The 23728-nt window shown below is 59.4% G+C and carries 21 protein-coding genes and 1 tRNA gene; 5 read left to right on the forward strand and 17 right to left on the reverse strand.

Going from position 1 to position 23728, the window contains the following annotated elements; translation table 11 throughout:
* The first annotated feature begins 34 nt into the window (after window positions 1-34).
* Complete coding sequence (locus BM400_RS21770) at window positions 35-706, forward strand: response regulator transcription factor (protein WP_141223981.1); 672 nt, start codon at window positions 35-37, stop codon at window positions 704-706.
* 2 nt (window positions 707-708) lie between these two features.
* Window positions 709-2184 carry a sensor histidine kinase gene (locus tag BM400_RS16790; RefSeq protein WP_089840907.1) on the forward strand — a complete coding sequence of 492 codons (1476 nt, stop codon included), beginning with the start codon at window positions 709-711 and terminating at the stop codon, window positions 2182-2184.
* On the opposite strand, the gene BM400_RS16795 is transcribed toward BM400_RS16790, so the two are convergent.
* The gene (locus tag BM400_RS16795) at window positions 2173-3549 is read right to left on the reverse strand and encodes a hypothetical protein (protein WP_089840909.1); all 1377 of its coding nucleotides are present in this window, start codon (window positions 3547-3549) and stop codon (window positions 2173-2175) included. The genes BM400_RS16790 and BM400_RS16795 overlap by 12 nt on opposite strands.
* 216 nt (window positions 3550-3765) lie before the next feature.
* Between BM400_RS16795 and BM400_RS16800 the strand changes: the two genes are divergently transcribed.
* Together BM400_RS16800 and BM400_RS16805 are read left to right on the forward strand one after the other, a co-directional pair.
* Window positions 3766-7260, forward strand: a complete 3495-nt coding sequence (locus BM400_RS16800) for a TonB-dependent receptor (RefSeq protein WP_089840912.1) — start codon at window positions 3766-3768, stop codon at window positions 7258-7260.
* A 97-nt stretch (window positions 7261-7357) separates the two neighbouring features.
* Window positions 7358-8164, forward strand: a complete 807-nt coding sequence (locus tag BM400_RS16805) for a DUF1868 domain-containing protein (RefSeq protein WP_175529084.1) — start codon at window positions 7358-7360, stop codon at window positions 8162-8164.
* A gap of 261 nt (window positions 8165-8425) precedes the next feature.
* Here the strand turns inward: BM400_RS16805 and BM400_RS16810 are convergent.
* The 16 genes from BM400_RS16810 to BM400_RS16885 form a co-directional block, all read right to left on the reverse strand.
* Window positions 8426-8501: transfer RNA gene (locus tag BM400_RS16810), tRNA-Ala, on the reverse strand.
* Between the two features lie 73 nt (window positions 8502-8574).
* On the reverse strand, window positions 8575-9804 hold the full coding sequence (locus tag BM400_RS16815) for an alanyl-tRNA editing protein (RefSeq protein WP_089840916.1): 1230 nt from the start codon (window positions 9802-9804) through the stop codon (window positions 8575-8577).
* Window positions 9801-10766: a class 1 fructose-bisphosphatase gene (fbp, locus tag BM400_RS16820; protein ID WP_089840919.1), complete on the reverse strand. Its 966-nt coding sequence runs from the start codon at window positions 10764-10766 to the stop codon at window positions 9801-9803. Before fbp ends, BM400_RS16815 begins: the two co-directional genes overlap by 4 nt.
* Window positions 10767-10857: 91 nt before the next feature.
* A complete protein-coding gene (locus tag BM400_RS16825; RefSeq protein WP_089840921.1) occupies window positions 10858-11142 on the reverse strand; it encodes a hypothetical protein in 285 nt (94 codons plus the stop codon).
* Between the two features lie 51 nt (window positions 11143-11193).
* On the reverse strand, window positions 11194-11730 hold the full coding sequence (locus BM400_RS16830) for a TadE/TadG family type IV pilus assembly protein (RefSeq protein WP_089840924.1): 537 nt from the start codon (window positions 11728-11730) through the stop codon (window positions 11194-11196).
* Window positions 11727-12176, reverse strand: coding sequence for a TadE/TadG family type IV pilus assembly protein (locus tag BM400_RS16835; RefSeq protein WP_245781928.1), 450 nt, complete (start codon window positions 12174-12176; stop codon window positions 11727-11729). Before BM400_RS16835 ends, BM400_RS16830 begins: the two co-directional genes overlap by 4 nt.
* Before the next feature lie 17 nt (window positions 12177-12193).
* Entirely contained in the window at window positions 12194-13558 is a 1365-nt protein-coding gene (locus tag BM400_RS16840; RefSeq protein WP_245781929.1) for a pilus assembly protein TadG-related protein, read from the reverse strand.
* A gap of 21 nt (window positions 13559-13579) precedes the next feature.
* Complete coding sequence (locus BM400_RS16845) at window positions 13580-13957, reverse strand: DUF192 domain-containing protein (protein WP_089840927.1); 378 nt, start codon at window positions 13955-13957, stop codon at window positions 13580-13582.
* 146 nt (window positions 13958-14103) lie between these two features.
* Window positions 14104-15009 (reverse strand): type II secretion system F family protein, encoded by a 906-nt coding sequence (locus tag BM400_RS16850; protein ID WP_089840929.1) that lies wholly within the window; start codon window positions 15007-15009, stop codon window positions 14104-14106.
* 3 nt (window positions 15010-15012) lie between these two features.
* Window positions 15013-15987, reverse strand: a complete 975-nt coding sequence (locus tag BM400_RS16855) for a type II secretion system F family protein (protein WP_089840932.1) — start codon at window positions 15985-15987, stop codon at window positions 15013-15015.
* A gap of 12 nt (window positions 15988-15999) precedes the next feature.
* Entirely contained in the window at window positions 16000-17280 is a 1281-nt protein-coding gene (locus BM400_RS16860) for a TadA family conjugal transfer-associated ATPase (RefSeq protein WP_245781930.1), read from the reverse strand.
* 94 nt (window positions 17281-17374) lie between these two features.
* Complete coding sequence (locus tag BM400_RS16865) at window positions 17375-18610, reverse strand: CpaE/TadZ family protein (RefSeq protein WP_089840937.1); 1236 nt, start codon at window positions 18608-18610, stop codon at window positions 17375-17377.
* A 27-nt stretch (window positions 18611-18637) separates the two neighbouring features.
* Window positions 18638-20050, reverse strand: a complete 1413-nt coding sequence (locus BM400_RS16870; RefSeq protein ID WP_089840940.1) for a type II and III secretion system protein family protein — start codon at window positions 20048-20050, stop codon at window positions 18638-18640.
* Entirely contained in the window at window positions 20050-20868 is an 819-nt protein-coding gene (gene cpaB / locus BM400_RS16875) for a Flp pilus assembly protein CpaB (RefSeq protein ID WP_175529085.1), read from the reverse strand. Before cpaB ends, BM400_RS16870 begins: the two co-directional genes overlap by 1 nt.
* Window positions 20865-21413: an A24 family peptidase gene (locus BM400_RS16880; RefSeq protein WP_089840943.1), complete on the reverse strand. Its 549-nt coding sequence runs from the start codon at window positions 21411-21413 to the stop codon at window positions 20865-20867. Before BM400_RS16880 ends, cpaB begins: the two co-directional genes overlap by 4 nt.
* 95 nt (window positions 21414-21508) lie before the next feature.
* Window positions 21509-21691, reverse strand: coding sequence for a Flp family type IVb pilin (locus tag BM400_RS16885; RefSeq protein ID WP_342714598.1), 183 nt, complete (start codon window positions 21689-21691; stop codon window positions 21509-21511).
* Window positions 21692-22010: 319 nt separating this feature from the next.
* On the opposite strand from BM400_RS16885, the gene BM400_RS16890 reads away from it, so the two are divergent.
* Window positions 22011-23678, forward strand: a complete 1668-nt coding sequence (locus tag BM400_RS16890; protein ID WP_089840946.1) for a putative bifunctional diguanylate cyclase/phosphodiesterase — start codon at window positions 22011-22013, stop codon at window positions 23676-23678.
* Window positions 23679-23728: the final 50 nt, after the last annotated feature.

Raw genomic sequence — 23728 nt, forward strand, 5'->3', positions numbered from 1 at the left:
CGGATGTTCACAGAACAAGGCATAAAGTACCCCTATGCGCATCCTCATCGCGGAGGACAAACGCGCCCTCGCCGGGCATCTCGGTCGTGCCCTCGAAGGCGAAGGCCACAGCGTCACCCTCGCCTACGACGGCGACGAGGCTCTGCGCCTCGGCCGCACCAATGCCTTCGATCTTCTTCTTCTCGACGTCATGCTCCCCCGGCGCGACGGCTTCTCGGTCATCCGTTCCATGCGCGAAGACCGCCTCCTTACCCAGACCATCATCGCCTCCGCACGCGACTCCATGCAGGACATCGTCTGCGGTCTCGACGCCGGTGCCGACGACTACGTCACAAAGCCCTTCGCTCTTGATGTCCTCCTCGCCAAGGTCCGTGCCGCCGAGCGTCGCCTTCCCACCCAGGCCCCGCAAGAGGTCACCTTCCACGACCTCACCCTCCGTCCCCATCGCTTCGAGCTCGAACGCGGCTCACGCGTCGCCACTCTCACCCGCACCGAGTGCGCACTCCTCGAAACCCTAATGCGCCGCGCCCGCACTGTTGTGCCCCATGAAGTTCTGCTCGACGAAGGCTGGGGCGATGACGGCGAAGCAAACCACGACAACCTCTACTTCTTCATCCGCGCCCTCCGTGCGAAGATCACACAGCCCGGCGAAGAAGAGTTGCTCCACACCATACGCGGCGTAGGCTACTCGCTGCGCTCCGCATAGGGATGAAGAACTACGTCTCCATCTCCCTGCGCCTCACCCTCTGGTTTGGCGCCATCTTCTTCTGCGGCTGGGTCATCTTCGGCACTGTCATGTGGTTCCACCTCAAAAGCACGCTTACGGCCGAACGCCACCAGACCCTTTCACGCCGCGCCGACCGCCTCCAAGATCTCCTGCGCCGCGACCAGCGCAACACCGACGCCGATCCCGTCCAGGACTTCCGCGACTTCGCCCACGCCACCGGGAACGGGCTCGCTGAGATCGTCCGCACCGACAACACACCCGTCTACCCCTCGCCCTCCTCCGCAGCCTCATCCTTCCCCTGGCCAGCCATCTCCAACGGCCAACCGGAGACCTTCCTTCATGTCCACTTGGGCGACCAGTCCTACTCCGTGCTCATCCGTCCCATCATCGCGGAAGGAACCCAGGCGTACATCGGCCTCGCCGCCCCGGACGCCGGTAATCTCCTTCTTCTGCACGACTTCTGGCGGGGACTCCTCGCCTGGATCCCAGCCCTTCTCCTCGTCTCCTCCGCCGGCGGTTACTGGATGAGTCGCCGCGCCCTCCGCCCCGTCGATCGCATCACAGCAACCGCCCGTTCCATCAGCATCGGCAATCTCTCAGAGCGCCTCCCCGTCAACCACAGCGGCGACGAGCTTGAGCGCCTGACCGAAACCTGCAACGAAATGCTCGCCCGCCTCGAATCCTCCGTCCGCACCATCAAGCAGTTCACCGCCGACGCCTCGCACGAACTCCGCGGCCCCCTGTCCTTTGCCCGCACCGTCGCCGAGGTAGCCCTCCGCAACCCCCGGATCGACGAATCCAGCCGCCAGTCATTCCAGGACATCGTCGACGAAGCGGCCAAGGCCGCCGTCGTCCTGGAGCAGATGCTCACTCTAGCCCGCTCCGATGCCGAGCCCTTCGACAAATCCCTCGTACCCCTTGAGCTCGCCTCCCTCGTCGAGGGGACCTGTTCCATGGCACGCAGAATCGCAGCAGAAAAGGGCCACACCATCCATCTCTCCACCACCCCCGTCTGGGTGCAGGGCGATGCCACCAGCCTCCGTCGCATGCTCTGGATCGTCCTCGACAACGCCCTGAAATATAACGATGGCAAAGCTGCCATCGACGTCGCAATCACGACAGACGATGCGCAAGCCATCATTCGCATCCAGGATTCCGGCATGGGGATCTCCCCGGAAGATCTGCCATACGTCTTCGACCGCTTCTACCGTGCCGACCCATCCCGCAGCCAGATAGAGGGTAGCGGTCTGGGCCTTTCCATCGCCCGCTGGATTGCGGATGCCCACCACGCCGAAATTTCCATCCGCAGCGCACACCGTCAGGGCACAACCGTGACCATCACGCTGCCCGTGTGCGACTTGGAGAGCCCCCACGCCTCTGGACGCCGGTATGCGGGACTCCTGTCCACCTCTTCCAGGGGCAGGCACACACCGCTTCCCGAAGGATCAGTGACCTGAAGAACCTTCGGTGCGATACGCCACAATCTCCAGCCTCGACGCCTCGGCACTGATGCTCTTCGAGCGCAGAAGCAACTCGAAGAAAGGGATAGTTCCGTCGGGCCTGCGGATCGAACGCAGGAAGGGCAACAGGTAGCCATCGTCGAAGACGAAATCGGAAGCGGTCTCCGTGCCTGCCATCGACTGGCCCTCGAGGATCAGCACCTTGTCGGACCCGCTCAGGCTGGGCCGGTACGCTACGACTCCGTATACAGTATGTTCCGGATCGTTTGCGGTGACGACGTACGTCTCCTGCTCTCCCGGTTTCGGATTGCGGTTATAGACCGCAAAGTGGCCTGACGAAAGATCGTTGCGGAAGTAGAAGTTCATCGAAGGCTCAAAGAGCTGAACCCATGGGGTCGACTCGTATGTCCCCAGAAGTACCAGATTGCCCTGCTTGATCTCACCCATGCGCAGGTCGCGCGCGTAGCGAAACTGGGCACGTTCCAGATTCGCACCTGGTATGCGAAAGAGCCGGCTGACGATCGTCAGATCCACGATGGAGGTATAACGGCGTGTTCCGATATTGAGCGACTGATTGGCCGAAAACACCGATGCCGGCACACCCTTGAGATAGTCCCCGCTGAGATAGTTTTCCAGGGTGATGCGTTTCTTGGTAAGGTTTTGCAACATGACTAGACCGCTGTCGGCGTTCACAACCACCGTGTTCTCATGCGCGTTGAAGAGCTCTCCCCAAAACAGACGGACACTCTCCGACGCACCGGCGGCAGGCGGCTTCGCGTGGCTGCGTTGCAGGAGCAGATAACCGATCGCGGTGGCGGACAGCAGCATCGTGATCAACAAGGCGGCGCTGAGCGCCACGACGGCCCTGTTCCCCGCCACCGAGGAAACTGGAGCGGCGGGTGAGGCAGGCTCGACCACAACTCGCACGTCGGGAACCACCGGCTCCCAGTGAGGGTCCATGATAGGCGGCACAGCGGCGTGCAAGTCAGGGTGAGCACGTCGACTCTCGAAGAGAGGGACGTAGCCACCCTTTGGAATCGTCAGGACCAGCTCTTCCCCCGCACCCTCTTGGGTGAAGTACTGCTGCAGGCGGTGGCGCAGGCGGCTGGCGTGAGAGCGTACGATGCTGTCCACTCCCGGATCGTAGTCGGGGCTGCGACCGAAGACCGCCGCCCCAAGATACTGCTCATTGATATTGTGGAACTGGCCGGTCTGCGCCAACTGGCAAACGCACGTCAAGAAGCTGGACAGGCGTTCCGTCTTCGCGAACGAAGGGGAAACGATGATGCGTTGCACGAGTTGCCAGCGGGGATCATCCTCCATCTCCAACAGATGAACCGGATCTTTCAAGGTACTTGACATGGAAATTGAGTCTCCTGGCCTGACCTCTGCCCTGGAAGAAGGGTTGCTCTGAAGGGGTAATCCAAGGTTAAACCTGAGCCATGAACAGCAGGTAAATAATTGATAGGGAGAAGCTTACACCGTTTAACAGCGAAGTCGCTGCGAATTGCCTGGTTTGGTTTTCCATGCTGCCGTAGGTTCGATGGACGGAAGCTCAATCCCGGAGACAATCTCGCCATGCGCCTGTTCCACTTAGCCAAACGCCAGCCCATACTCACGCTGCTCCTTCTTGTTGCCCTCCTCGCCGGGGTGACTCCGCTCGAAGCCCAGTTCGATGCCGGCACAGTTCTAGGCAACATCACTGATTCCTCCGGAGCCAACATCGCTTCGGCGAGCGTCGAGCTGCACAGCCTCGCGAAGGGATCGAACAGCGTCCGCTCGACGGATGCCAACGGCAGCTATGAGTTCGACAATATTCAGCCCGGCGACTATATCCTCACGGTCACCGCGAGCGGCTTCGCCAAGGCGACCACCGATCCCTTCAGCGTGAACGTCGGCGCACGGCAGCGTGTGTCCCTCACACTCCACCTGGGGCTCGACTCGCAGAATGTGACCGTCTCCGGTGCCGCAAGCCAACTGGAGACCGACAGCAGCGACCGAGGACAAACGATCCAGGGCGCCGAGGCCGTCGTGCTGCCGTTGAACGGGCGTGCCTACGCCGACCTTGCCGCGTTGGTTCCCGGAGTGCGCAAGTCCCTGCTTGGAACCGTCGCCTCCAACCCGCCCCGCGACGCCTCCTATAACGTGAACGGCCTGACCTCGCAGTCGAACAACTTTGAGCTCGATGGCATCGACAACAACGCCTACCAGGAGGCCAACCAGGGGTACTCCAACCAGGCGGTGGTGCCCTCGCCCGATGCCATCCAGGAGTTCAAGGTCCAGACCGACAACTACTCTGCCGAGTACGGACGCGCCGGCGGTGCCATCATCAATGCCACAACACGCAGTGGAACGAACATCTTCCACGGCGGAGCCTACGATTATCTGCGCAACACAAAATTGAATGCCTTCGGCCCCTTCTACGGCACGGGCGTGAAGCCGACGCTGGTGCAGAACCAGTTCGGCGGAACCCTCGGTGGTCCCGTCTTTCACGACAAGCTCTTTTTCTTCCTGGACTACGAAGGTCTCCGTTCGGTGGCACACCTTCTGACGACTGCCATTCTGCCCACCCAGGCCGAACTCACGGGGCTGTTCACCACGGATGGTACGGCGGCCGGCAAGGCTGTCCCGGTGAAGAATCCCTATACCAACGTCGTGTATGCCAACGGACAGGTTCCGCTTGGCGACGCAAACATCAATCCCGTCGCCCTTGCAGTCTTCAAGCTTCTTCCCACCCCGAACATCGCCGGGGCAGCCCTCACCGCGAACAACTTCCAATATCTTCCTGCCAGCACCACGACTGACGACAAGGGCGACGCGCGTGCCGACTTCATCCTGAACCCCACCCAGAACGGCTTCTTCCGTTATAGCCAGCGCGCCGTCCAGTTCTTCCAGCCTCCCAGCTTTCCCGGAGCAGCCGGAGGAAACAACAACGGAACTCTCTACGCACGCACTCGACAGATCGTAGCCGGATATAACTGGGCTCTCTCCTCGAACTCGATTCTTGAACTGCGTTTCGGACAAACCTGGACCGCAAGCGGCAAGAGCCCAGCCTATATCGGACAACCCAACCTGCTCGCCGGAATCCCCAACGTGCCGCAAGACCCCACCTACACCGGGGGCCTCAACACGCAGTCCGTCACAGGCTTTACCGCCTTCGGGGAACAGGCCACCAGCCCGCAATTCACAAACCCCACGCAGGCGAACCCCAAGGTCAACTACACTTTCGTCAAAGGTCGCCACAGCCTGAAGATCGGATACGAGTACGGCTGGTTGGCTCAGGCCATCTCGGACTTCCATCCGAAGTTCGGCTCCGACACCTACTCCGGACAGTTCAGCTCCACCGGATCGGCTACCACGCCGCAGGCGGCGAACCTGACCGACTTCCTCTTCGGCGCGCGCAACAACTATTCGCTGAACGCCGTCAACGAGGTGAATTACCTGCGCTTCTGGCACATGGGCTACATCCAGGACGACTGGAAGATGCTGCACAACCTCACGGTCAACCTCGGCCTGCGCTACGAGTTCATGTCTCCCAACTACGAGCAGGACAACAAGATCCTCAACTTCGATCCCATCAACCAGCAGCTCATCCAGGCAGGTACGGGCGCGGACGTCACCAGCACGGTTCCAGGTCACGTTTATAAACTGCACTACGTCGGCGGAAGCGGACTGGCGGACCGCGCGCTCGTCAACCCCGACTATAAGGACTTCGGCCCGCGGGTCGGCTTCGCCTACCAGGCGCTTCCAGGAACAGTCGTGCGTGGCGGATACGGCGTCAGCTATGCCTACCTCTTCCGCTTCGGCGGCGAAGGACTTCTCGCTTACAACGGCCCCAATAACTACAGCGCCACGCTTCCCGTGAATCAGACACCGAGCCAGGGAATCTGTACCTCACTCACGCAGGATCCCACAACCTGCTTCCGCCGCACGCAAGATGGCTACCAGACCAACTTCGCCGGGCCAAGCAACTTCACCACCACCCGCGCACAGACTCGCTACACGCCAAAGGACTTCAAGAACGGCTACGTGCAGGCCTTTCACCTCTCCGTGCAGCAGCAGCTTCCACGAAAGACCACGCTTGAGGTGTCCTACGTCGGCAACCATGCCGTACATATCGCCGCACTCGAAGACTTCAACCAGGCAAGACTTTGCACACAGGCTGAAATTACGAACGGAGCCTGCACTCCGACCGGCACCGCTTCCCTGCTCAACCGACGCCCCATCCCCAACTTCACCGACATTCTTACCGAGAGCAACTCCGGCTTCCTCGTCTACCATTCGCTGCAAACCAAGCTGGAACGTCGCTTTACCGGCGGTCTCTTCCTCATCAACTCCTTCACCTGGTCGCGCGGCATCAACAACTCATCAGCCGATCTCGAGGCCAACAATGGCGATGGTGCAGTCGTCAACATCGCCAACATAGCCGGAGACCGCGGTCCCTCCGGATACAATCAGCCCCTCAACAACACCACGTCGATCATCCTGGATCTTCCCTTCGGCCATGGCCGCCACTGGGGCAACACGGCCCCGGGATGGCAGCAACAACTCATCGGCGGATGGCAGCTCACAGGCATCAACATCGTCACGAGTGGCGTCCCCGTCAACCTGACCTACACGGCCAATACAAACCAGGTGGCGTCTACCACAAGCTCTGTATACGCGCTTCGTCCGAACCTGGTCACCAATGCGCAGGCCGTCTATGGAAGCACGCTAATCAAGTCTTCCAGTGCACTGTCGGGTTTCCTGAATCCAGCGGCCGTATCAGGTCCAGGCGGCGCTCAACTCTTCGGCAACGCAGGCCGGAATAACCTGCGCGGGCCTGCCTTTGGGCAACTCGATCTCGCGGCGCACAAGAAGTTCTCACTTCTCACCGATCGGCAGACGCTTGAGTTCCGCGTGGAAGCCTTCAACGTCCTCAACGCCACCAACTACATCTCGCCCAGCACCAACATCGGCACGGTGAGCGCGACCGGAGTTCTGAGCCCCAACGCAAGCTTTGGGACCTTCAGCGGAAGCACGAGCGTCTTTCCTTCGCGTCAAGTGCAATTGGCTCTCCGTCTCGCGTTCTGACGAACGAACACCAACGGATCTGGACGGCAACGGAGCAACACCAGTGCCGCCCAGATCCATTTCCTTGCCTTTCGGCCCCACGCACAAGGAGCACACATTGGATATCCGCAATCGTCGCGACTTTCTTCTCGGCGCATACGCCGCTTCCCTGGCGGCTCTTCTGCCCCATGGCATCCATGCCCAGGCGGCACCGACGCAGGATCACGATCCCATCCCTGCGATCCCGTCCACGGACACCATCCTCAAGTTCAGCCGCGACGGCCACGTCAAGCCCTTCGCAGGCAGCACCATCATCTGCCACTTGCCGCAGCAGTGCCGCACCCGCGACGCCATCGTGGAGTTCGGCGACGCACTCCGCAAGAGTACGCTCACCTCGAAGCTTGGAGTGCTTCCCGGCGAGAGCCTCCATATGACCGTCTTCTCGTGTCCCAACGATCAGGCCCGTAACCGCGAAACCTGGCCCGACTACATTCCCTTCGACGCACCCATCGATACATGCAACCGCATCATGGAGGAACGGTTCGCCGGCTTCAGGGCACGCTGTGCCATGCCCATCCGAGTCTCGGTGAATCTTCGCAACACCCTCGCCTATGGCCGCGCCTGCACGCTTCGGATCTCACCCGCCGATGATACGGAGAACGCCAAACTCCGCGCGCTGCGCGACGACCTCGCGGGCCTCTTCAACCTTCGCGCGAAAGACCATGCGGCCTATGCCTTCCACGTCACCATCGCCTATCAGATGGCTCCGTTCACGCCACAAGAAAAGGCTCTTTACCAGGAGCTGTTGCAGCACCACGTCAATCGCATCGTGGCAACCGCGCCTGTCATTGAGCTGGGTGTACCTGAGTTCTGCACGTTCGAAGACATGTACCGCTTTGAAATCCGCAAACTCCTGCGTCTTTGAAGCCTACCGGACGCGGCAGCAGATTCCTGCTGCTGTCTCAGGCCCAAGCCTTCACGCAGCATGGAACTCACGCGTCACCCAACTCTGGAAACACCCGGGAATGTACCCGCAGGCGATAGAAGAGGAGAAGCGGGAGGCATTCAGAAAGGTGGAATCGCGGGCGTACCCTCAAGGAAAAAGCCGCCTACCGGCGTTGGAGTTCCTTCGCCGATCCGGGATCTTTTCTCATTCCCGGATCTCCGACCTAAATTGTTGAGTTTTTGGTGGAGCTGAGCGGGATCGAACCGCTGACCTCCTCGTTGCGAACGAGGCGCTCTCCCAACTGAGCTACAGCCCCAACACACCGGCGCTACGCGGCAAACCGTAGCCCTCGGGAACGTCTCCAAGTGTAACAGCAGATCGCCCTCACCTCAACCTCCGCGTTCATCTTCCAGCCCCAGCCGCAAAAGCTCCACCAGCCTTTCCGCGTCCACGGCCGGCACCGCCCCCTGCGCCATCGTGGGCGACCCACCTCCACGAGCACCCAGCACACTCAGTGCGCCCTTCATCACCGCGCCGCAATCCACCCCGCTCGACGAAGCCATCACGAACGTTGCACGGTCGCCTTCCGACGCCTTGACCACTGCGACCCGACCCATGGCCGCAATGCGCCACGCCAGGAGCTTCGCGTAGTTCACATCGCGAGCTGTGGTCTCCACCACGCGTCCGTTGCGGACAACCGCTCTGGCCTCGTGACCGGCAAGTTCTTCCAGAAGCGCAAAACGGGCCTTCTCACCTGCCCTCGCTTCGTCCAGCAAACCGCCAACCTTGCCCACCAGCTCAGCAGGGCCCGTAGACAACAACCTACCCAACTCAGCCGTAGTGGCAAAATCTTCACGAGCCATACGCACCGCCCGCAACCCGCAGCAGAACTCCACCCGTATCCCCTGCTTCACCTTCTCGGTACGCCGCAACACCATTCCGCCGATCCTGCCAGTCGAAGCGACGTGCGTGCCGCCACAGGCGTTCCATTCCACCCCTTCAATCTCCACAACCCGGATCTCTCCAGCCCGCTCCGGCAGCTTCCGCAACTGCCCCCGCGCCAGCATCTCCTCAGCCAACTCCGGAAGCACCACCGACGCCGAAACCCGGCGGTCTTCTCCGATCAACCGGTTCACCATCTCTTCGACCCGCACAAGATCCGCAGCCGGCACTTCCTTCACGGCAAGATCGATCGTAGAGCTCTCCATCCCAAGATGAAACGACACCGTAGCCGCGCCAAGCTCAGCCAGAAAGATCGCCGACAACAGATGTTGCCCCGTATGCTGCTGCATATGGTCGAGCCGCCGCGCCGCCTCCACCCGCCCGGTGACCGCCGTTCCGGCCATCAGTGGCTTCTCGACGACATGCCACACCTCGCCGTCCTCCTCCACCACCGCCAGCACCGGCACCTCCAACCGCGCTCCACTCCGAGCCACAGCCTCCAGCGTGCCCAGATCCCACGGCTGACCGCCGCTCTCCGGATAGAATGCTGTCCGGTCCAGCGCAACCTGCCACCGGTTTACGCCATCCTTACGCGATTCCAGACGAATATCCGTGACCTCGGCCTCAAACGCCAGCGTCTCCTGCGCGTTGTAGTAGAGCCTCTCCGCAGTGCTCAAGCCTTGCCTCCAACCGCCGCCTGCAAAGCCTCCATCTCCCTCTTGCTGCCAACACAAAACGGCGTCCTCTGATGGATCTTCCCCGGCTGAATTTCGAGAATCCGATCCGTCCCCGTCGTCGCCATTCCCCCCGCCTGCTCCGCGATAAACGCCAGCGGATTCGCCTCGTACAGCAAACGCAGCTTGCCTCCCGGCTGCTTCTTCGTCGGCGGATACAAAAACACGCCCCCCTTCAGCAAGGTGCGGTGAAAATCCGCCACCAGGCTTCCGATGTACCGCGAGCTATAGGCAATCCCCAACCCGCCCGTACGCAGCATCTCCACATAGGCCTGGAAGCCCTCCGGCCAGGTCACGGCGTTCGCTTCGTTCACGCTGTAATAAGGCCCCTGCTCGGGCATCACCATCGCCTCGTTGGTCAGCACAAAGGCACCCGAAGCCGCATCGAGCGTAAATCCATACACCCCATCCCCGGCGGTATAAACCAGCACGGTCGAAGGTCCATAGACCACGTACCCCCCCATAACCTGCTTCGTTCCTTCCTGCAGGATCGAGGCATCGAGTGAGCCATCAGCAAGCCGCCGATGAACGCTGAAGATCGTCCCCACGTTCACATTCACATCGATGTTGGAAGAGCCATCCAGCGGATCGAAGATCACAATATACTTCCCGCCATCGGCGTCAAACGCCACCGGAGCCTCATCCTCCTCGCTCACCAAGGCAGCCACACCGGCCCGCGAACCCAAACTCTCCATCATCGCGTCATTCGCGACCACATCCAGCTTCTGTTGCGCCTCCCCCTGCACATTCTCAGAGCCCTGCGCGCCATACACACCGCTTAACCCGGCCGACCGGATCTGCGCCTCGATCTTCTTCGACGCCAGCGTCAAACCACTCAGCACCCACCCAAACTCCGCACCCAGTTCCGGATGCTGCCGCACCACATGCTCTTCAAACGTAATCATTCGCCAAACACCTCCCCTTAACTCTAAATGGCGAAACCCCAACCGCACATCAGAGTCCGGAGGCGACCTCTCCGATCGGTGAGCCTTCCAATCAAAACTCGTCAAAATTGCTGCCAGAAGACTCCACCGCCGCGCAATAGACTTTATTCAGGCAGACCGTGGAGTTCGCGGCCCCCTTCACCACCGCAAGGACATCGTTCACGCTCTTTGAGGACCAGCCGCGATAAATCGCAAGCGGCATCACCATCCAGCTTCTATGCTCCGCCGTCGCGAGGAAGCGGTGGAACCCTGCGGCTTGCATGGCTTGGTGCAGCGTCTTATAGTCGTCTGAATTCGCATCGTTCAACTCGATCGCCAACAAGTATTCCGGCATCATGTCCTCCGTCGAATCGGCAGGCCCGTGGCCGTGCGCGATGATCGGTCGTTCTTACTGCGCGATCGTGAGAATGGAACTGCTCTTCACCGTCAAAGAGGTACTAGGGATGAAGGGGATCAGGAATTTGAAGGGGTAGCTCACGGTCACCTGCACGCTGCAGCGCGGGCTGTTCGCGCCGGATGAGGTGTCGCAGCTCCCCCCCGAAGCGCTCGTGCCAGGCCATGTCGTCGTAACCTGAACGGACCCGGTTGGCATGACGCTGGGCGACGAGGCAATCACGTAGCTTGTCACGTTCGCGCTGGTGGCCGCGCACTTGAATGTGCTGGTAGAGGCACAGCTCGTGCCGCTCCAGGTCGAGCCCCGAACCATGGCATAGCGGACCCCATCACGAGCAGCGTTGCCCACGTAATGATTGAGGTAAAGAAGCCGCGAGCAATCCAGGATCCCGATGATGCAGAGCAGAAGAATGGTCAGGGAAAAAGCAAACTCGATCAGGCTTGAACCCGATTCGCCACGAAGAAGCGCGGCTCCGCGAGCGGGCGTCTCCCTCCCCGACTGGATACGTACGATGCCGGAAAGGATTCTCAATGGGCAGCCCTCATCCGCGCGACTGCCCTCAAGGTAAAGCTGGAACCTATCCCCGGATACGGCAGAATCGGCGTGTACACCGCGCTCGTATTGACCTGCACATAGTTCACGACGTTGTACGCGCATGAGGGAGCACTGCCACATCCGGCCACCTGCGACGTACCATCCGAGCACTCGCATCCATACGTAGCCACCGGCGCGAGCACCGTGATATCGGCCGCGTCCCGCTTCGCGGCGCTCACCATCCCCGCAGTGTCCGTCGCATTCTGCGCCCCATAACCCGCACCGGCCTGCGCCGCCGAGGAGACCTCCAGAGCGAGATAGTAGGCACGCCCAAAATCGACGGCCCCAACAAGCAGCAGAAGCAGCACAGGCAGAACCAGGGCGATCTCCAGCACCGTCGATCCTTGCTGCTTCGCATACAGACTGCGTAGAAATCTCGTCATAAAGACACCTTTCCTCATCATTCCACCAGCACCGCAGCATCCCCATTCAGGGGTGAGCCGATTCCAAGCGCCGCATAGTTGTTCCCGAACGTGCTCGCAACGGCCACATTGAAGGCAATATCCTTGGCGACAAGAATGTTGTAGTTCGATGAGATCGCACCGACGCCATAGGCCACGGACGCGTTCGGCAGGTAGAACGCTCCTTCGAGCTTGCTCCCCTGCAGCAGATTGGCAACGAAGGTGCCGCTCGAAGTATTGCCTTTGTCCTGCATGAACAACATGCCGCCATAGGTCCCGCTGGTTGGAGCTGACAGATTCACATTGCTCAGGCCAACTGCCGCAGGCGCGGTAATCGAGTACCCCCCGAAAGGTCCGGTGTTATAAAAAGTCACGCCAGTCCCGGTGATATTGGAGAGCAAGGACAGCGTAATCGTCAGACCTCCCTGCGTGACGCCAAGTAAGCCCGGCCCTTGCTTCAGGATATAAACACCAGGGTTGAACGTGACGTTCATCAGCACTCCCGCGGTGATCGAGATGCCTCCGCAGTAGACCCCTGGGTTGAAGACGTACGTTCCCGCAAGCAGGAGATTCACAGCGGTACTTGAGCCTCTGTAAGGACTCCCTGTACTCGTCCCGCATGCGCCATTTGCATTCGCAGGAGCAGGCAGGTATGCCAGGGGATCGGCTGGCGTTGGCACAGGAACACCCTTCGTGGCCTTGGTTGACAATCCGCAGAGCAAATTCCCGGTGCCACCCGTCACCGAGATCTTCGGCGCGGAGATGAAAGCACCCACAATGCACGTCATGGCCAGGCTTGAGCTGGACTCATCCACGATGCCGCAGTTCGACGTAACGGCGATGCCTACCAGCACGGCGATCGCTTGAGCCCCGCTCGGGTCGAGGGCATAGATACAGTTGGGACCCGGATTCCGCGTCGCCTCGGCCCGCGCCGAGAGCTTCACATAATCGAATCCAACGAACTGTCCAAAATACGTCCTTGCCGTCTCCGAAGCGACGACCTCGACATACCGATTGCTTCCCGTATTCGGATCTTTCGCCCCAAGCGCGCACGATGGGCTGTTCACCATCAGCGTAAGCGCAGTGCCGGCAGTCGACGAACAATTGGTAATCAGCGTGCTCCCGGTATAGCCGTTCTCGGTCATGGCACTCGTCGCGGCTGCCTGCATCGCGGGGCAATTGGGCACACTTCCGCAGATGCGAAGTTCCAACCCGGCCGCCAACGCCGCGGCATCGGTCGCACTCTGCAGACGATGCCTCTCATAGCGCAAATGTCCGACGTCAATGGCAAGCCCCAGAAAGCAGATGATCACGGTCATCGCAAGGACCACGACCACCAGCGCCTGTCCTCCTTCTTCTCTCAATGCGGCATGGGATGCCATCGGTCAGCGTGCCTCGCTCTCTGCAACATAGTCCTTGACCAGCACCTGATCTCCAAGCTTCAGCCCGGAAGATTCGATCAGGCCCGCCTGGAGTTCGATCACGCTCCGAACGTTCCACTTCAGGGTGGTCATCCTTTGCGGCTTCACATTCTTCCAAAGCTTCGTAACAGTCAGCGAAGCGTTCAGGCCGACAACATCGATCGGAAACGACATGCCAAAGGTATGTATGCCCGAGGAGGGCCTGATCCACAAGCCCTCCCCTGCATCCAGCGATTTGCGACCGAGAAGGCCACGCATGCGTGCGAAGCCATGGTCGGCCACCCCCACGTTTCCTGCAATCACCGTGTTCCTGCCCTTATCGATAATCTGCACCCTGCGCATGCTTCTCTCCTGGAGAACTAAGCTTCCTTCTTTCCACGGCGGTAGATGATGATGGCAAGCACAACAAGTGCCAGCGCTCCCGCAACGACTCGGATGGTGGTTTCCATGTCCATGAGTGACCTCCTTTCTCAAAATCCTTCAACCCGTTATTTGCCCATATTCGCAAGGCTGCGCGTGATCGCCAGCAGCGCGGGGGCAAGCAAAACAATGAACAGGCAGGGGAAGATGCACAAGACCAGCGGAAAGATGATCTTGATCTTCGTCTTGGCGGCGGCCTCCTCCGCACGCTGACGCCGCTTCACCCGCAACTCCGACGCGAATCCGCTCAGTGCCCGCGCGATCGGCGTTCCAAACCTGTCCGTCTGAACCAACATGCTCGTGAACGCCGACACCTCATCGACCTTCACTCGCGTCGCCATGTTCTGCCATGCATCCAGCCTCGGCTTGCCGGCTCTCTGTTCCAGTTGCACCCGGCTGAGCTCCTCCTGAATCTCGCGATTGTTCAAAGCAAGTTCTTCGCATACGCGCATCACCGCTTGATCCAGCCCCAGCCCCGCATCCACACAAATCACAAGCAGGTCGATCACATCCGGAAGACTGCTGCGAATCTTCTTCTTCCTCTGTCCTACCCTGTGCGTCAGCCACATGCCCGGCAACAGGTAAGCAACCCCGCCCGAGGAGACTGCCCAGAACAAAGTATTTGTCGGGATAAAGCTGGCCGCGAACGCTGCTCCCAGCGGAAGCAGAAACTGCGCTGCCATAAAGATGTCTGGCGCTGCGGGGTTGCGAATGCCGGCAGCCGCAAGCCGGTTCAGCGACTTTGTATCCGTCGGCAGCTTCAGTTTGCTGCGCATTCCCTGGGAAAGAGAAGAGATTGCCTCTTGAAATCGCTCTTTACGACCAAGCACCCGCTGGTCCACACGGTTACTGCTGACAAGCTCGTGGACACGGCGTGCCTCAGGCGAAGGCTTCAAAAAGAACGGCGACAGAAGCAGGACCGCCAGCGAAAACAGAAGCACCGATACCGCGACATAAAAGAGGATCTGGGTCATCGTCTATACCTCGATTCCCTTCACGATCTGATGGATAAGAAAGGCACCTAGGCTCAGCAGACCCACGCCGATATAGAGAAGGCGTTGCCCTGTCGGGTCATGAAAGAGCACCGTGGAATACCCCGGATTCAGCAGGTTGATGCACAACAACATCGCAAGCGGCAGCAGGCAAAGAATCCATCCCGTCATGCGCCCTTGCGCAGTGTGTGTTTTGATCTCACGCTGAATACGCAGGCGGTCGCGGATCACTGCGACAGTGCGCTCCAGGATCTCCACAAGATTGCCCCCGGAATCCTTCTGCACGAGAATCGCGGTCACCACAACCTGCAGATCCATCGAGGGAACACGATCGATCATCTGTATCAGTGCATCGCGCAACGGAAGACCGTAGTTCTGCTTCTTGAAGACCTCAGCGAACTCCGTCTTGGCGGGCTCAACCGACTCCTCGGCCACGATCTGGATCGACGCAACCAGTGAATTTCCAACGCGAAGAGCGCGGGCAAACATCTCAACCGCGTCGGGCAGAGCGTTATTGAAGGCCGCGATGCGCTTCGCACGCTTGTACTGAAGGAAGATGGTCGGAATAACACCGGCCAACAGCCCACAACCGACAGCGAGCAGCAACATCGAAAAGAAGAGATACACCGCCGCAAACGTCGCAATCGCAGCCGCCCCGGAAATAAGCAGGATCTTTGCGACCGTCGTCGAGGTCTGCCCCTGCACAATCAGCCTCTGCAGCCCATGCGTCAAACGCTTCTTCGCAAGTCTTTCGTCGAGCAACCCCAGGAATCCATCCTCGCGCTTATCGAGATAGGACGGCAGGACCGCCGCAACCTCCTGGCTGCGCGTATGCGTCGAAAGGATCTGCTCGATGCGACGATGCACGGCGGCCTGCTCCGTGGAAGGTCCGGTCGCATAAATCACCGCGGCGAAGATGAAGAAGAGCAACATGCAAAACACAAGTGCCAGGACAATCATGGGAGAGCCTCGTTACACCTCTTCGGAATGATTCAACAGATTGTGCGGCAGACTGAGACCTGACGCTGAAAGCTTCTCCGCGAACTTCGGCAGAATACCCGTGGAATGGAACCTGCCCCTCACCTTGCCCGCTGCCGTGAGACCCTTCTTCTCGAAGAGAAACAGGTCGTTCATGCTCACCGAGTCGCTATACGATCCCGTCAACTCCGTAATATGGGTGATGCGGCGTGTTCCGTCGTTCATGCGGGCCACCTGGACGATCAGGTGAATCGCCGAAGCAATCTGGGCGCGGATCGCCTTATCCGGCAGCCGAATGTCTCCCATCATCACCATCGTTTCGATACGTGCCAGCGCATCGCGCGGCGAGTTGGAGTGGATCGTCGTCAGCGATCCATCGTGACCGGTGTTCATCGCCTGCAGCATGTCCAGCGTCTCTTCGCCGCGAACCTCACCGACCACGATGCGATCCGGACGCATGCGCAGCGCATTGATCATCAGCTCTCGCTGCCGCACCGCGCCATGCCCCTCCGTGTTCGGTGGACGAGTCTCCAGCCGCACAACATGCTCTTGCTTCAATTGAAGTTCAGCCGAATCTTCAATCGTCACAATGCGCTCTCTCGCTGAGATGAAGCCGGAAAGAACATTCAACAGCGTCGTCTTGCCGGAGCCCGTACCACCCGAAACCACGATGTTGAGTCTGCACTCCACGGCTCTCTGCAGAAGATCCAGCATCGGCTTCGTCAGCATCTGCGAACGCAGAAGATCGTCGGAGCGAAGCGGAGTCTGGCCGAACCGCCGAATGGACAGAATCGGCCCATCGATCGCAAGCGGAGGGATAATCACATTCACACGCGACCCGTCCGCGAGCCTCGCATCCACCATGGGCGAAGATTCATCGATCCGGCGGCCGACAGCCGACACGATCTTGTCGATGATGTGCATCAGGTGACGGTTGTCTTTGAAGACGATATTCGTCTTCTCAAGAATCCCCCGCCGCTCCACATACACGGAGTTATACGTGTTCACGAGAATGTCGTTGACCGTGTAGTCGTTCAGCAGGGGCTCCAGCGGACCGAGTCCAAACACCTCATCCACCACCTCCTGGCTCAGCTTGTCCCGCTCCGTGGTACTCAGCGGAATGCCATGCTCCGTCATCAGTTTCTGGATCAGCGTGAAGAGCTGCTGCTGCCCCGCCCTGGTCTGATTGAACTCATCCAGCCGATTCAGATCCAGCCGCTTGATGAGCTCTTTATGAACCGCGGACTTGATCTGTTGCTGAAGAGCTTCGGGCACTCCCCTGCTCACGCGCGGCGATTGCATCGGAGTTCGGCTTGGCAATAAATCGGTTCCGGCGACATCCATTCCACGCACCCCATGTTCCTATCGGCTATGCCTTCAAGAGATTCAACATGCCAAAAACCTTCTTGTTCTTCTTTGGCACGGCGACTTCGGATGAAATCCCAACGAGCGTATTGGCCCACTTCACAAATTGATTGGTAACCTCGGTGTTTGCATCGGGCGACATCGGCTCGCCCAGGTTCCCGGCACGGACAAGCTCCGGATACGCGCTTGAGATCTTGATGGAAACCGGCAACTTGATCGCCTGTTCAATCTGGGGAATCTCGATGGCATACGTCGAACTCGAGCGGTTCATCACAACCTTCACTTTGTCGCTCGCTTGGTCTCCGTGCGAAAGCGCGTCCACATAGCGCGATAGGTTGCGCACAGAGCCCACATCGGGAGAAGCGACAAGATACAACATCGACGAAGACTCGATCACGGGCACGTTGTACTCCTCCGTTGCGGTCGCGCAATCCAGAATCACGAAGTCGTACTCCGTACTCAGAAACTCCAGCGTCCTGCTGACCGCATGCGCTTCAACGGGCTTCTCTCCTCCGCATAGATCGGGCGACGACAAGACCTCCAGGCCCGATGCATGCCGCGCCACGAACCCGCGAAGCAGCTCACTATCCAACCGCCCGACATTGCGCACAACCTCTTGAAAGTGGCACCGTGTCCCATCCAGCCCAAGATAGACACAGACATGACCAAGCTCTGGATGATGGTCGATCAGCAGCACCCGCTTCTGATGGCGCCGAACGAGAGAAGTCGCCAGATGCACTGCCAGGGTCGTCGTGCCCGTTCCACCCTTCGCACCGAAGAACGCGATGACCGCCCCTTGCGACGTCGTTGCCGCTGGCGTTGACGACCAGCTCCCGCGCAGACGCTCGATGGTTTCGAGCATCTCACTCGACGACGCCTCGCGCTTCACCACTTCACTGCATCCGGCCCGCATCGCCGACAACACCGTCTCCGACTTCAACTCGTTCGCAACCGCGACAACACTCACACCGCCGCTGAGCATCTGGCTCAGATAGCGAACCGTCTCCACAGCTTCGGCGGCGTTGCTGTCGAAGTCCACGAAAACAATACACACCGCAGACTTCAGCGCGCCCAGAGCCGGACGCCGCTCCGCCGAAAGATAAGCATCGAAGGTCGAGAGATTGATCTTCCAACCTCTCCGGTCGAACGTCTCTTCAAGCGTCTCTACAAAGTCCGCGTCGAGATGAACAGCCAGGACCGCGGTCTCCCTCACATCCAGCACATGATCTAAGTTCGTCAAGATGAGCTCCCTCCGTCTGGCAGGCGTCTAGTTGGGTTGAATCTTGGGAAGGTGAGCGTCAAAGACCTTTGGATCGAGAAACGGCACAGCCGGCAGAGGTTCAAGGAAATGATCCGGGTTGTGCAGAGGATCCACGATCTCCGGTGTGACGATGACAATCAGTTCCGTGGTCGAATGGTTGATATTCTTCGACTTGAACAGCTTCCCCAGAATCGGAATGTTCGCAGCACCGGGCGTGCGTGCAAGAGAGTCTGTCGTCCGCTTATCGAGCAACCCTGAGATCGCGAAACTCTGTCCACTCTTCAGCACAACCTGCGTGTCGGCGCGTCTGGTCGAGAGTGCCGGGATCGTATATCCACTGATCGTGACAGCGTTCGTATAGTCCAGCGCGCTCACCTCCGGCGACACGCTGAGTTGAATCGAACCATCCACATTGACGACCGGGAGAAACTCAACCTTCACGCCGTATGGCCGGAACTGCACCGAGATCGACGTGAGACCTCCCGACGTACCCTGGACCACTGGAAAAGGAAACTCACCACCTGCCAGGAAATTCGCCTTCAGCCCACTCAGCGTTGTAATGTTCGGCTCTGCCAGGATCTGCAGCACCTGCCGCGATTCGAGATCCTGCAGCATCGCTCCAACATTCAGTTGCGAGCTATACAGAAGGAAGTTCAGCGGATTCGAGACGGAGACCGTATTCTGCCCCACGCTATTCGACGTCCCTGAGGAACTACTTCCCGACGAACCGCTCGTTGTCACGCTAGCGGTCGAAGGAAACTGATTCGTCGTCGTCGACGCCAGATTCTTGCCCCCGGCACTGAAGAAATTGAAGGCGAACTGGTCGAGCTTCGATCGATCGACCTCGACGATCCGCACCTTCAAACGTACCTGCTTGATCGCTGCGGAGTTCACCACGATCGTATTGGAGACTTCCTTTGAGTACAGTGCCGCAAGATGCACAGCCGATTCGGAGAGTGCCGCCGAGCTCGTATGGCCGGTCAGAATCACGCGTCCCTGATCGCCCTGTGCCTCGATCATTTCGTTCGGCATCGCCTGCTTCAGGGCACCCTGCAACCGGGTGATGTCCACATCGGCGGAGAAGAAGAACGTGCGAGACTCGCCCGCTTCATCCCACAACACCAGTGAGCTAACCCCAGCCTGTTTCGCGGTCACCAACACCTGATTGGGACTCGCGGTGTAAGAGAGCAGAATCGAAGGGTCTGTCACGTAGACCTTCGTCAGCCTGTGTTTGGTGTTGATCGTGACCGTGCGCCCCACGATCACACGCATCACCGGCGCATACGGAACGGAGCTTGAAAAGTCGGCAGCCGCGGCGTCTGCCGCATCGGTCACCGGCGCAGCGCTCTGGGCATAACCGGCGAAGGGCAGCCATGCCACACAGCACAGGAGTCTTGCAATACGCACTCTGAATGTCATTAGAAGGTCTCCACAGTCTGCTTGTCACCGCGCAGAACTTCAATGCTGTAAGGTTTCGGTGCAGCGGCTGCGACGACAACTTTCTTCGCCACAACCCGTTCGGGAGCTTTCACAGCCGCAACCTTCCCCAGCGAAGAAATCTGCATCGGCTGATCGTTGACCTGCTCGTGATCCTCGCCATTGCGAAGGACGAAATGCACCGTGCCCTGCGTGCTCGCCAGCACCGCCTTCTCGGCATCCTGCGGCGAGACGAGCAGCGTCACGACATCCACCGTATTCGCCTTGCCATCGGGATCGGGCTGCATCTTCTGTCCCGCCGCAAGGATGGGAGCGTCCTGCAGAACCGTCGCCGTGACAGGGTCGTTGGAACCATTCGCGTGGTACGTCACCAGAACATCCACATGAGTCCCCGGAAATAGGAAGCCCGCGACACCCACAACCTGGTCGGACTTGAGCGACAGGGCGCGCATCCCATCGGGAATCCTCGTTGAAAGTCCGTTCCCTCCCCCGGCCCCGGACAGTTGATGTTCAAGCACTGGCTGATGCGCGGCGATGGGATAGAGCAACGTACGACCCACGACATCTTCCTGCTTCAGGAAAGCGCCTTGCAGAGGTGTAGTGCTGGGCCACGCGATCATCGTCAGATCGGCTGCTTTTAGGTTGTCTCCGACCTTCATCTCATGGACGGTGGAGACATAGTTGAGCTGCGCCACGGGGGCTGCCTTCGAATGACTGAATCGTTTGCTCAGCCAGTAGGTGAAGAGTCCCGAAATCACGATGGCGAGAGACAGGGCGAGAAGAAGACGGCGAGCGATCATAGGCCAAAGCCCCGTATGGTTGAAGTGTAGAGCGTCAAAAGACATCCAGCCGCGATGGCAATGCCGTAAGGCAGACGAAGCGTTGCCGGATTGGAAACATTGAGTTCAGGATGCGGAGTCAAGCCCTCTTCGCGATGGTGTACGGCGAGGCGAAGCATATTGCGCAGCGTCGCGAGCAGGCGTCCATGGATTGCGGCAAGGACCAGTCCCATCACGCCGCCTGCAAGTGTCGTAAAGATAAGCAACGGTGCCGTGTTTCCGAGACCCACCAGGGCGGAGGCAGCGGCGATCAGCTTGACATCGCCCGCCCCCATGCCACCTGCTACGTAAAAGAAGAGAAAGATCGAGCCGGCGATGAGGGCTGCTGCCAGCGAGCTCAGGAGCCCGCGCCACCCATCGAGGCTCAGGTGAAGACACAGACCCGCAATCAATGCTGAACCCGTGAGACTGTTCGGAATCTTCCGGCTGCGAATATCCGTCACAGCGGCTGCAAGCCCGCACACCACAGCAAACACCGGATAGATCAAATCTTTATCGATTGACATCTGCGTCTCCCCCGACACACTTTCATCTCACGCTGCGCAGAGTGCAATGGTTTGCATGTCGAGGACCGGCTACCCGGTCCTCGACATGAAGTGAGTTAGCCCGCAACCGCCGCATTCAGCCTTGCACCGATGGAGGTGAAGACTCCGGTGATGGAAGTGGCAAGCGATTGCAGCGTGGCCACTGCGGCGAGACCGACGAGCGAGGCGACCAGTGCGTACTCGATGAGATCCTGACCGGACTCATCGGCAAGAAATGCGGACACAAGACTCTTATTCATTTTCATTTCATCCCCCTTGGATGTCCTACCTGTTTTACAGCGCTTACCCGAAGTAGTTGCCGCAACCCAAACAACCTCAAAGTATGTGGAAGCGGTTGCGACATCCCCATAAAAACATAAAAAAAATAGGTTGCAACACCCGTCCGCAATTTCATCCCGGTTTCAATATCACTCGTGATATCACCCCTTGCACTCAGGTAATTGGCGCGCAGATATTGGTGAAGCGGGAGTATCACCACAGGAAAACGAACTCGCTTACATCCGTGTATGCGGAGTAAGTCGACGCCCATCCAGGCTTCATCGAAGGGAGAAAGAACGCATGACGCGATTCGCAGGGTCGATACAGAACGAGTGTGCAATGGGGCTGTTCTCCTCACCGGCTGGAGCAGGAGAGGCCGTCCACATCTCTCCTGTGGCCCTCACGCTCGTTCTTGCTCTCTTCGTGGCATCGTTCCTCGTCCTGGTTGCCGTCATCCAGCAACGCAGCACATCCAAGCGTAAGAAAGAGCTCGCTCAGACCGAAGATCGTCACCGCATGCAAACAGTGCTCACGGAGCAGAAGGTCACACGTCAGCAAAACGACGCTCTCGCCGAAGAGATCCGGGAAAGAAAGAGAACCGAAGTCAAGCTGCGCCATGCCGCGTTTCACGATAGCCTCACCGGCCTCTTCAACCGCGCACATCTCATGGAAACCCTTCCTGCGGTGCTGGACAAGGTTCACGCCAGCACCAACGTCAACGCCCATGTCCTCTACATCGATCTCGACACCTTCAAAGCAGTCAACGACATGTTCGGTGCCCGCCTGGGTGATCTTCTTCTCATCGAGATGGCTCAACGGCTGAAGCAATGCATGCGCCCCGGCGAGATCCTTGCACGCGTAGGCGGCGATGAATTCGCCGTCATCTTGCCGGATGTTCGTGGAGTTGGGCAGGCCCTGAGAACGGCGCAGCGCCTCCTCACCGTGATCGAGGAGCCTGTGATCCTCGGTGGCATGTCCATCCCGATGGAAGCCAGCGTGGGGCACTGCCAGATCATCCCAAGCTACACCGACGCCGAAGAGATCCTGCGCGACGCGGATACGGCCATGTACCACGCAAAACGCGAGGGTGGCGGTCGCGTCGTCACCTATCATCCCACCATGCAGGAGGCTGCCATGGCCTCCATGCAGGCCCGGCTTCAGCTCACTGCGGCGATTCAAAACGAGGAGTTCGAGCTCTTCTACCAACCACTCGTCGATATGCGCGACTGGTCCATCTTTGGCATGGAAGCCCTCATCCGGTGGAATCATCCCACCCGCGGTCTTCTCTTCCCTGGCGACTTCATCAAGCTGGCTGAAGAGTCGGGGCACATCGTCAGTATCGGCCAATGGGTCATCAAACGCGGGTGCCGCGACATGGCTGCGCTTCACGCGGCAGCCGGCAAGAAACTCCTCATGAGCCTCAACGTATCCAGCAAGCAACTCGACGTACCCACCTTCTTCTCTGAGCTCGTCGAAGTCCTCGAAGAAACGAAGATCGATCCCACATGGCTTCAGCTTGAGATCACGGAGAGCATCTTCCTCACAGATGCAGCGCGCGTCGGCAAGCTTTTCGAAGACATCCGCGCCCTCGGGGTGCAAATCGCATTCGACGACTTCGGTACCGGCTACTCTTCTTTGAGCTACATCGGCAAGTACCCCATCGACACCTTGAAGCTCGATCAGTCCTTTGTCAAGAACATGAGCAAGAGCCCGATCAACGCGGAGATCGTGCAGTTCGTCATCAACATCGCCGCAGCCGCCAAGATGAAAGTGACCGCGGAGGGTGTGGAAGAAGAAGAACAGCGGCGCCAGCTCGTCTCCTACGGCTGCATCCTCGCCCAGGGCTTTCTCTTCAGCAAAGGCATCCCGCTCATCGAGATGATCGAGCTCCTGGCCCGGCGCGAAGCGCTCACACCCAAGCCTGTCGATAAGCCGGCGAATCCTGGCGGCCTTCGGATCATTGCCTGAGGTCTCGTCATGCGTGCTTCAAGCACCCGGAAGTCTGTCGGCATGCATAC

Source organism: Granulicella pectinivorans (genome assembly GCF_900114625.1).
GTDB classification, from domain to species: Bacteria; Acidobacteriota; Terriglobia; order Terriglobales; family Acidobacteriaceae; genus Edaphobacter; species Edaphobacter pectinivorans.

Bases quoted from the DNA above. Each gene is read 5' to 3' on its own strand.
- BM400_RS16850 (WP_089840929.1), bottom strand. From the start codon at position 15,009: ATGACCCAGATCCTCTTTTATGTCGCGGTATCGGTGCTTCTGTTTTCG.
- BM400_RS21770 (WP_141223981.1), top strand. From the start codon at position 35: ATGCGCATCCTCATCGCGGAGGACAAACGCGCCCTCGCCGGGCATCTC.
- BM400_RS16825 (WP_089840921.1), bottom strand. From the start codon at position 11,142: ATGATGCCGGAATACTTGTTGGCGATCGAGTTGAACGATGCGAATTCA.
- BM400_RS16890 (WP_089840946.1), top strand. From the start codon at position 22,011: ATGACGCGATTCGCAGGGTCGATACAGAACGAGTGTGCAATGGGGCTG.
- BM400_RS16795 (WP_089840909.1), bottom strand. From the start codon at position 3,549: ATGTCAAGTACCTTGAAAGATCCGGTTCATCTGTTGGAGATGGAGGAT.
- BM400_RS16855 (WP_089840932.1), bottom strand. From the start codon at position 15,987: ATGATTGTCCTGGCACTTGTGTTTTGCATGTTGCTCTTCTTCATCTTC.
- cpaB (WP_175529085.1), bottom strand. From the start codon at position 20,868: ATGATCGCTCGCCGTCTTCTTCTCGCCCTGTCTCTCGCCATCGTGATT.
- BM400_RS16870 (WP_089840940.1), bottom strand. From the start codon at position 20,050: ATGACATTCAGAGTGCGTATTGCAAGACTCCTGTGCTGTGTGGCATGG.
- BM400_RS16880 (WP_089840943.1), bottom strand. From the start codon at position 21,413: ATGTCAATCGATAAAGATTTGATCTATCCGGTGTTTGCTGTGGTGTGC.
- BM400_RS16800 (WP_089840912.1), top strand. From the start codon at position 3,766: ATGCGCCTGTTCCACTTAGCCAAACGCCAGCCCATACTCACGCTGCTC.
- BM400_RS16835 (WP_245781928.1), bottom strand. From the start codon at position 12,176: ATGACGAGATTTCTACGCAGTCTGTATGCGAAGCAGCAAGGATCGACG.
- fbp (WP_089840919.1), bottom strand. From the start codon at position 10,766: ATGATTACGTTTGAAGAGCATGTGGTGCGGCAGCATCCGGAACTGGGT.
- BM400_RS16885 (WP_342714598.1), bottom strand. From the start codon at position 21,691: ATGAATAAGAGTCTTGTGTCCGCATTTCTTGCCGATGAGTCCGGTCAG.
- BM400_RS16845 (WP_089840927.1), bottom strand. From the start codon at position 13,957: ATGCGCAGGGTGCAGATTATCGATAAGGGCAGGAACACGGTGATTGCA.
- BM400_RS16790 (WP_089840907.1), top strand. From the start codon at position 709: ATGAAGAACTACGTCTCCATCTCCCTGCGCCTCACCCTCTGGTTTGGC.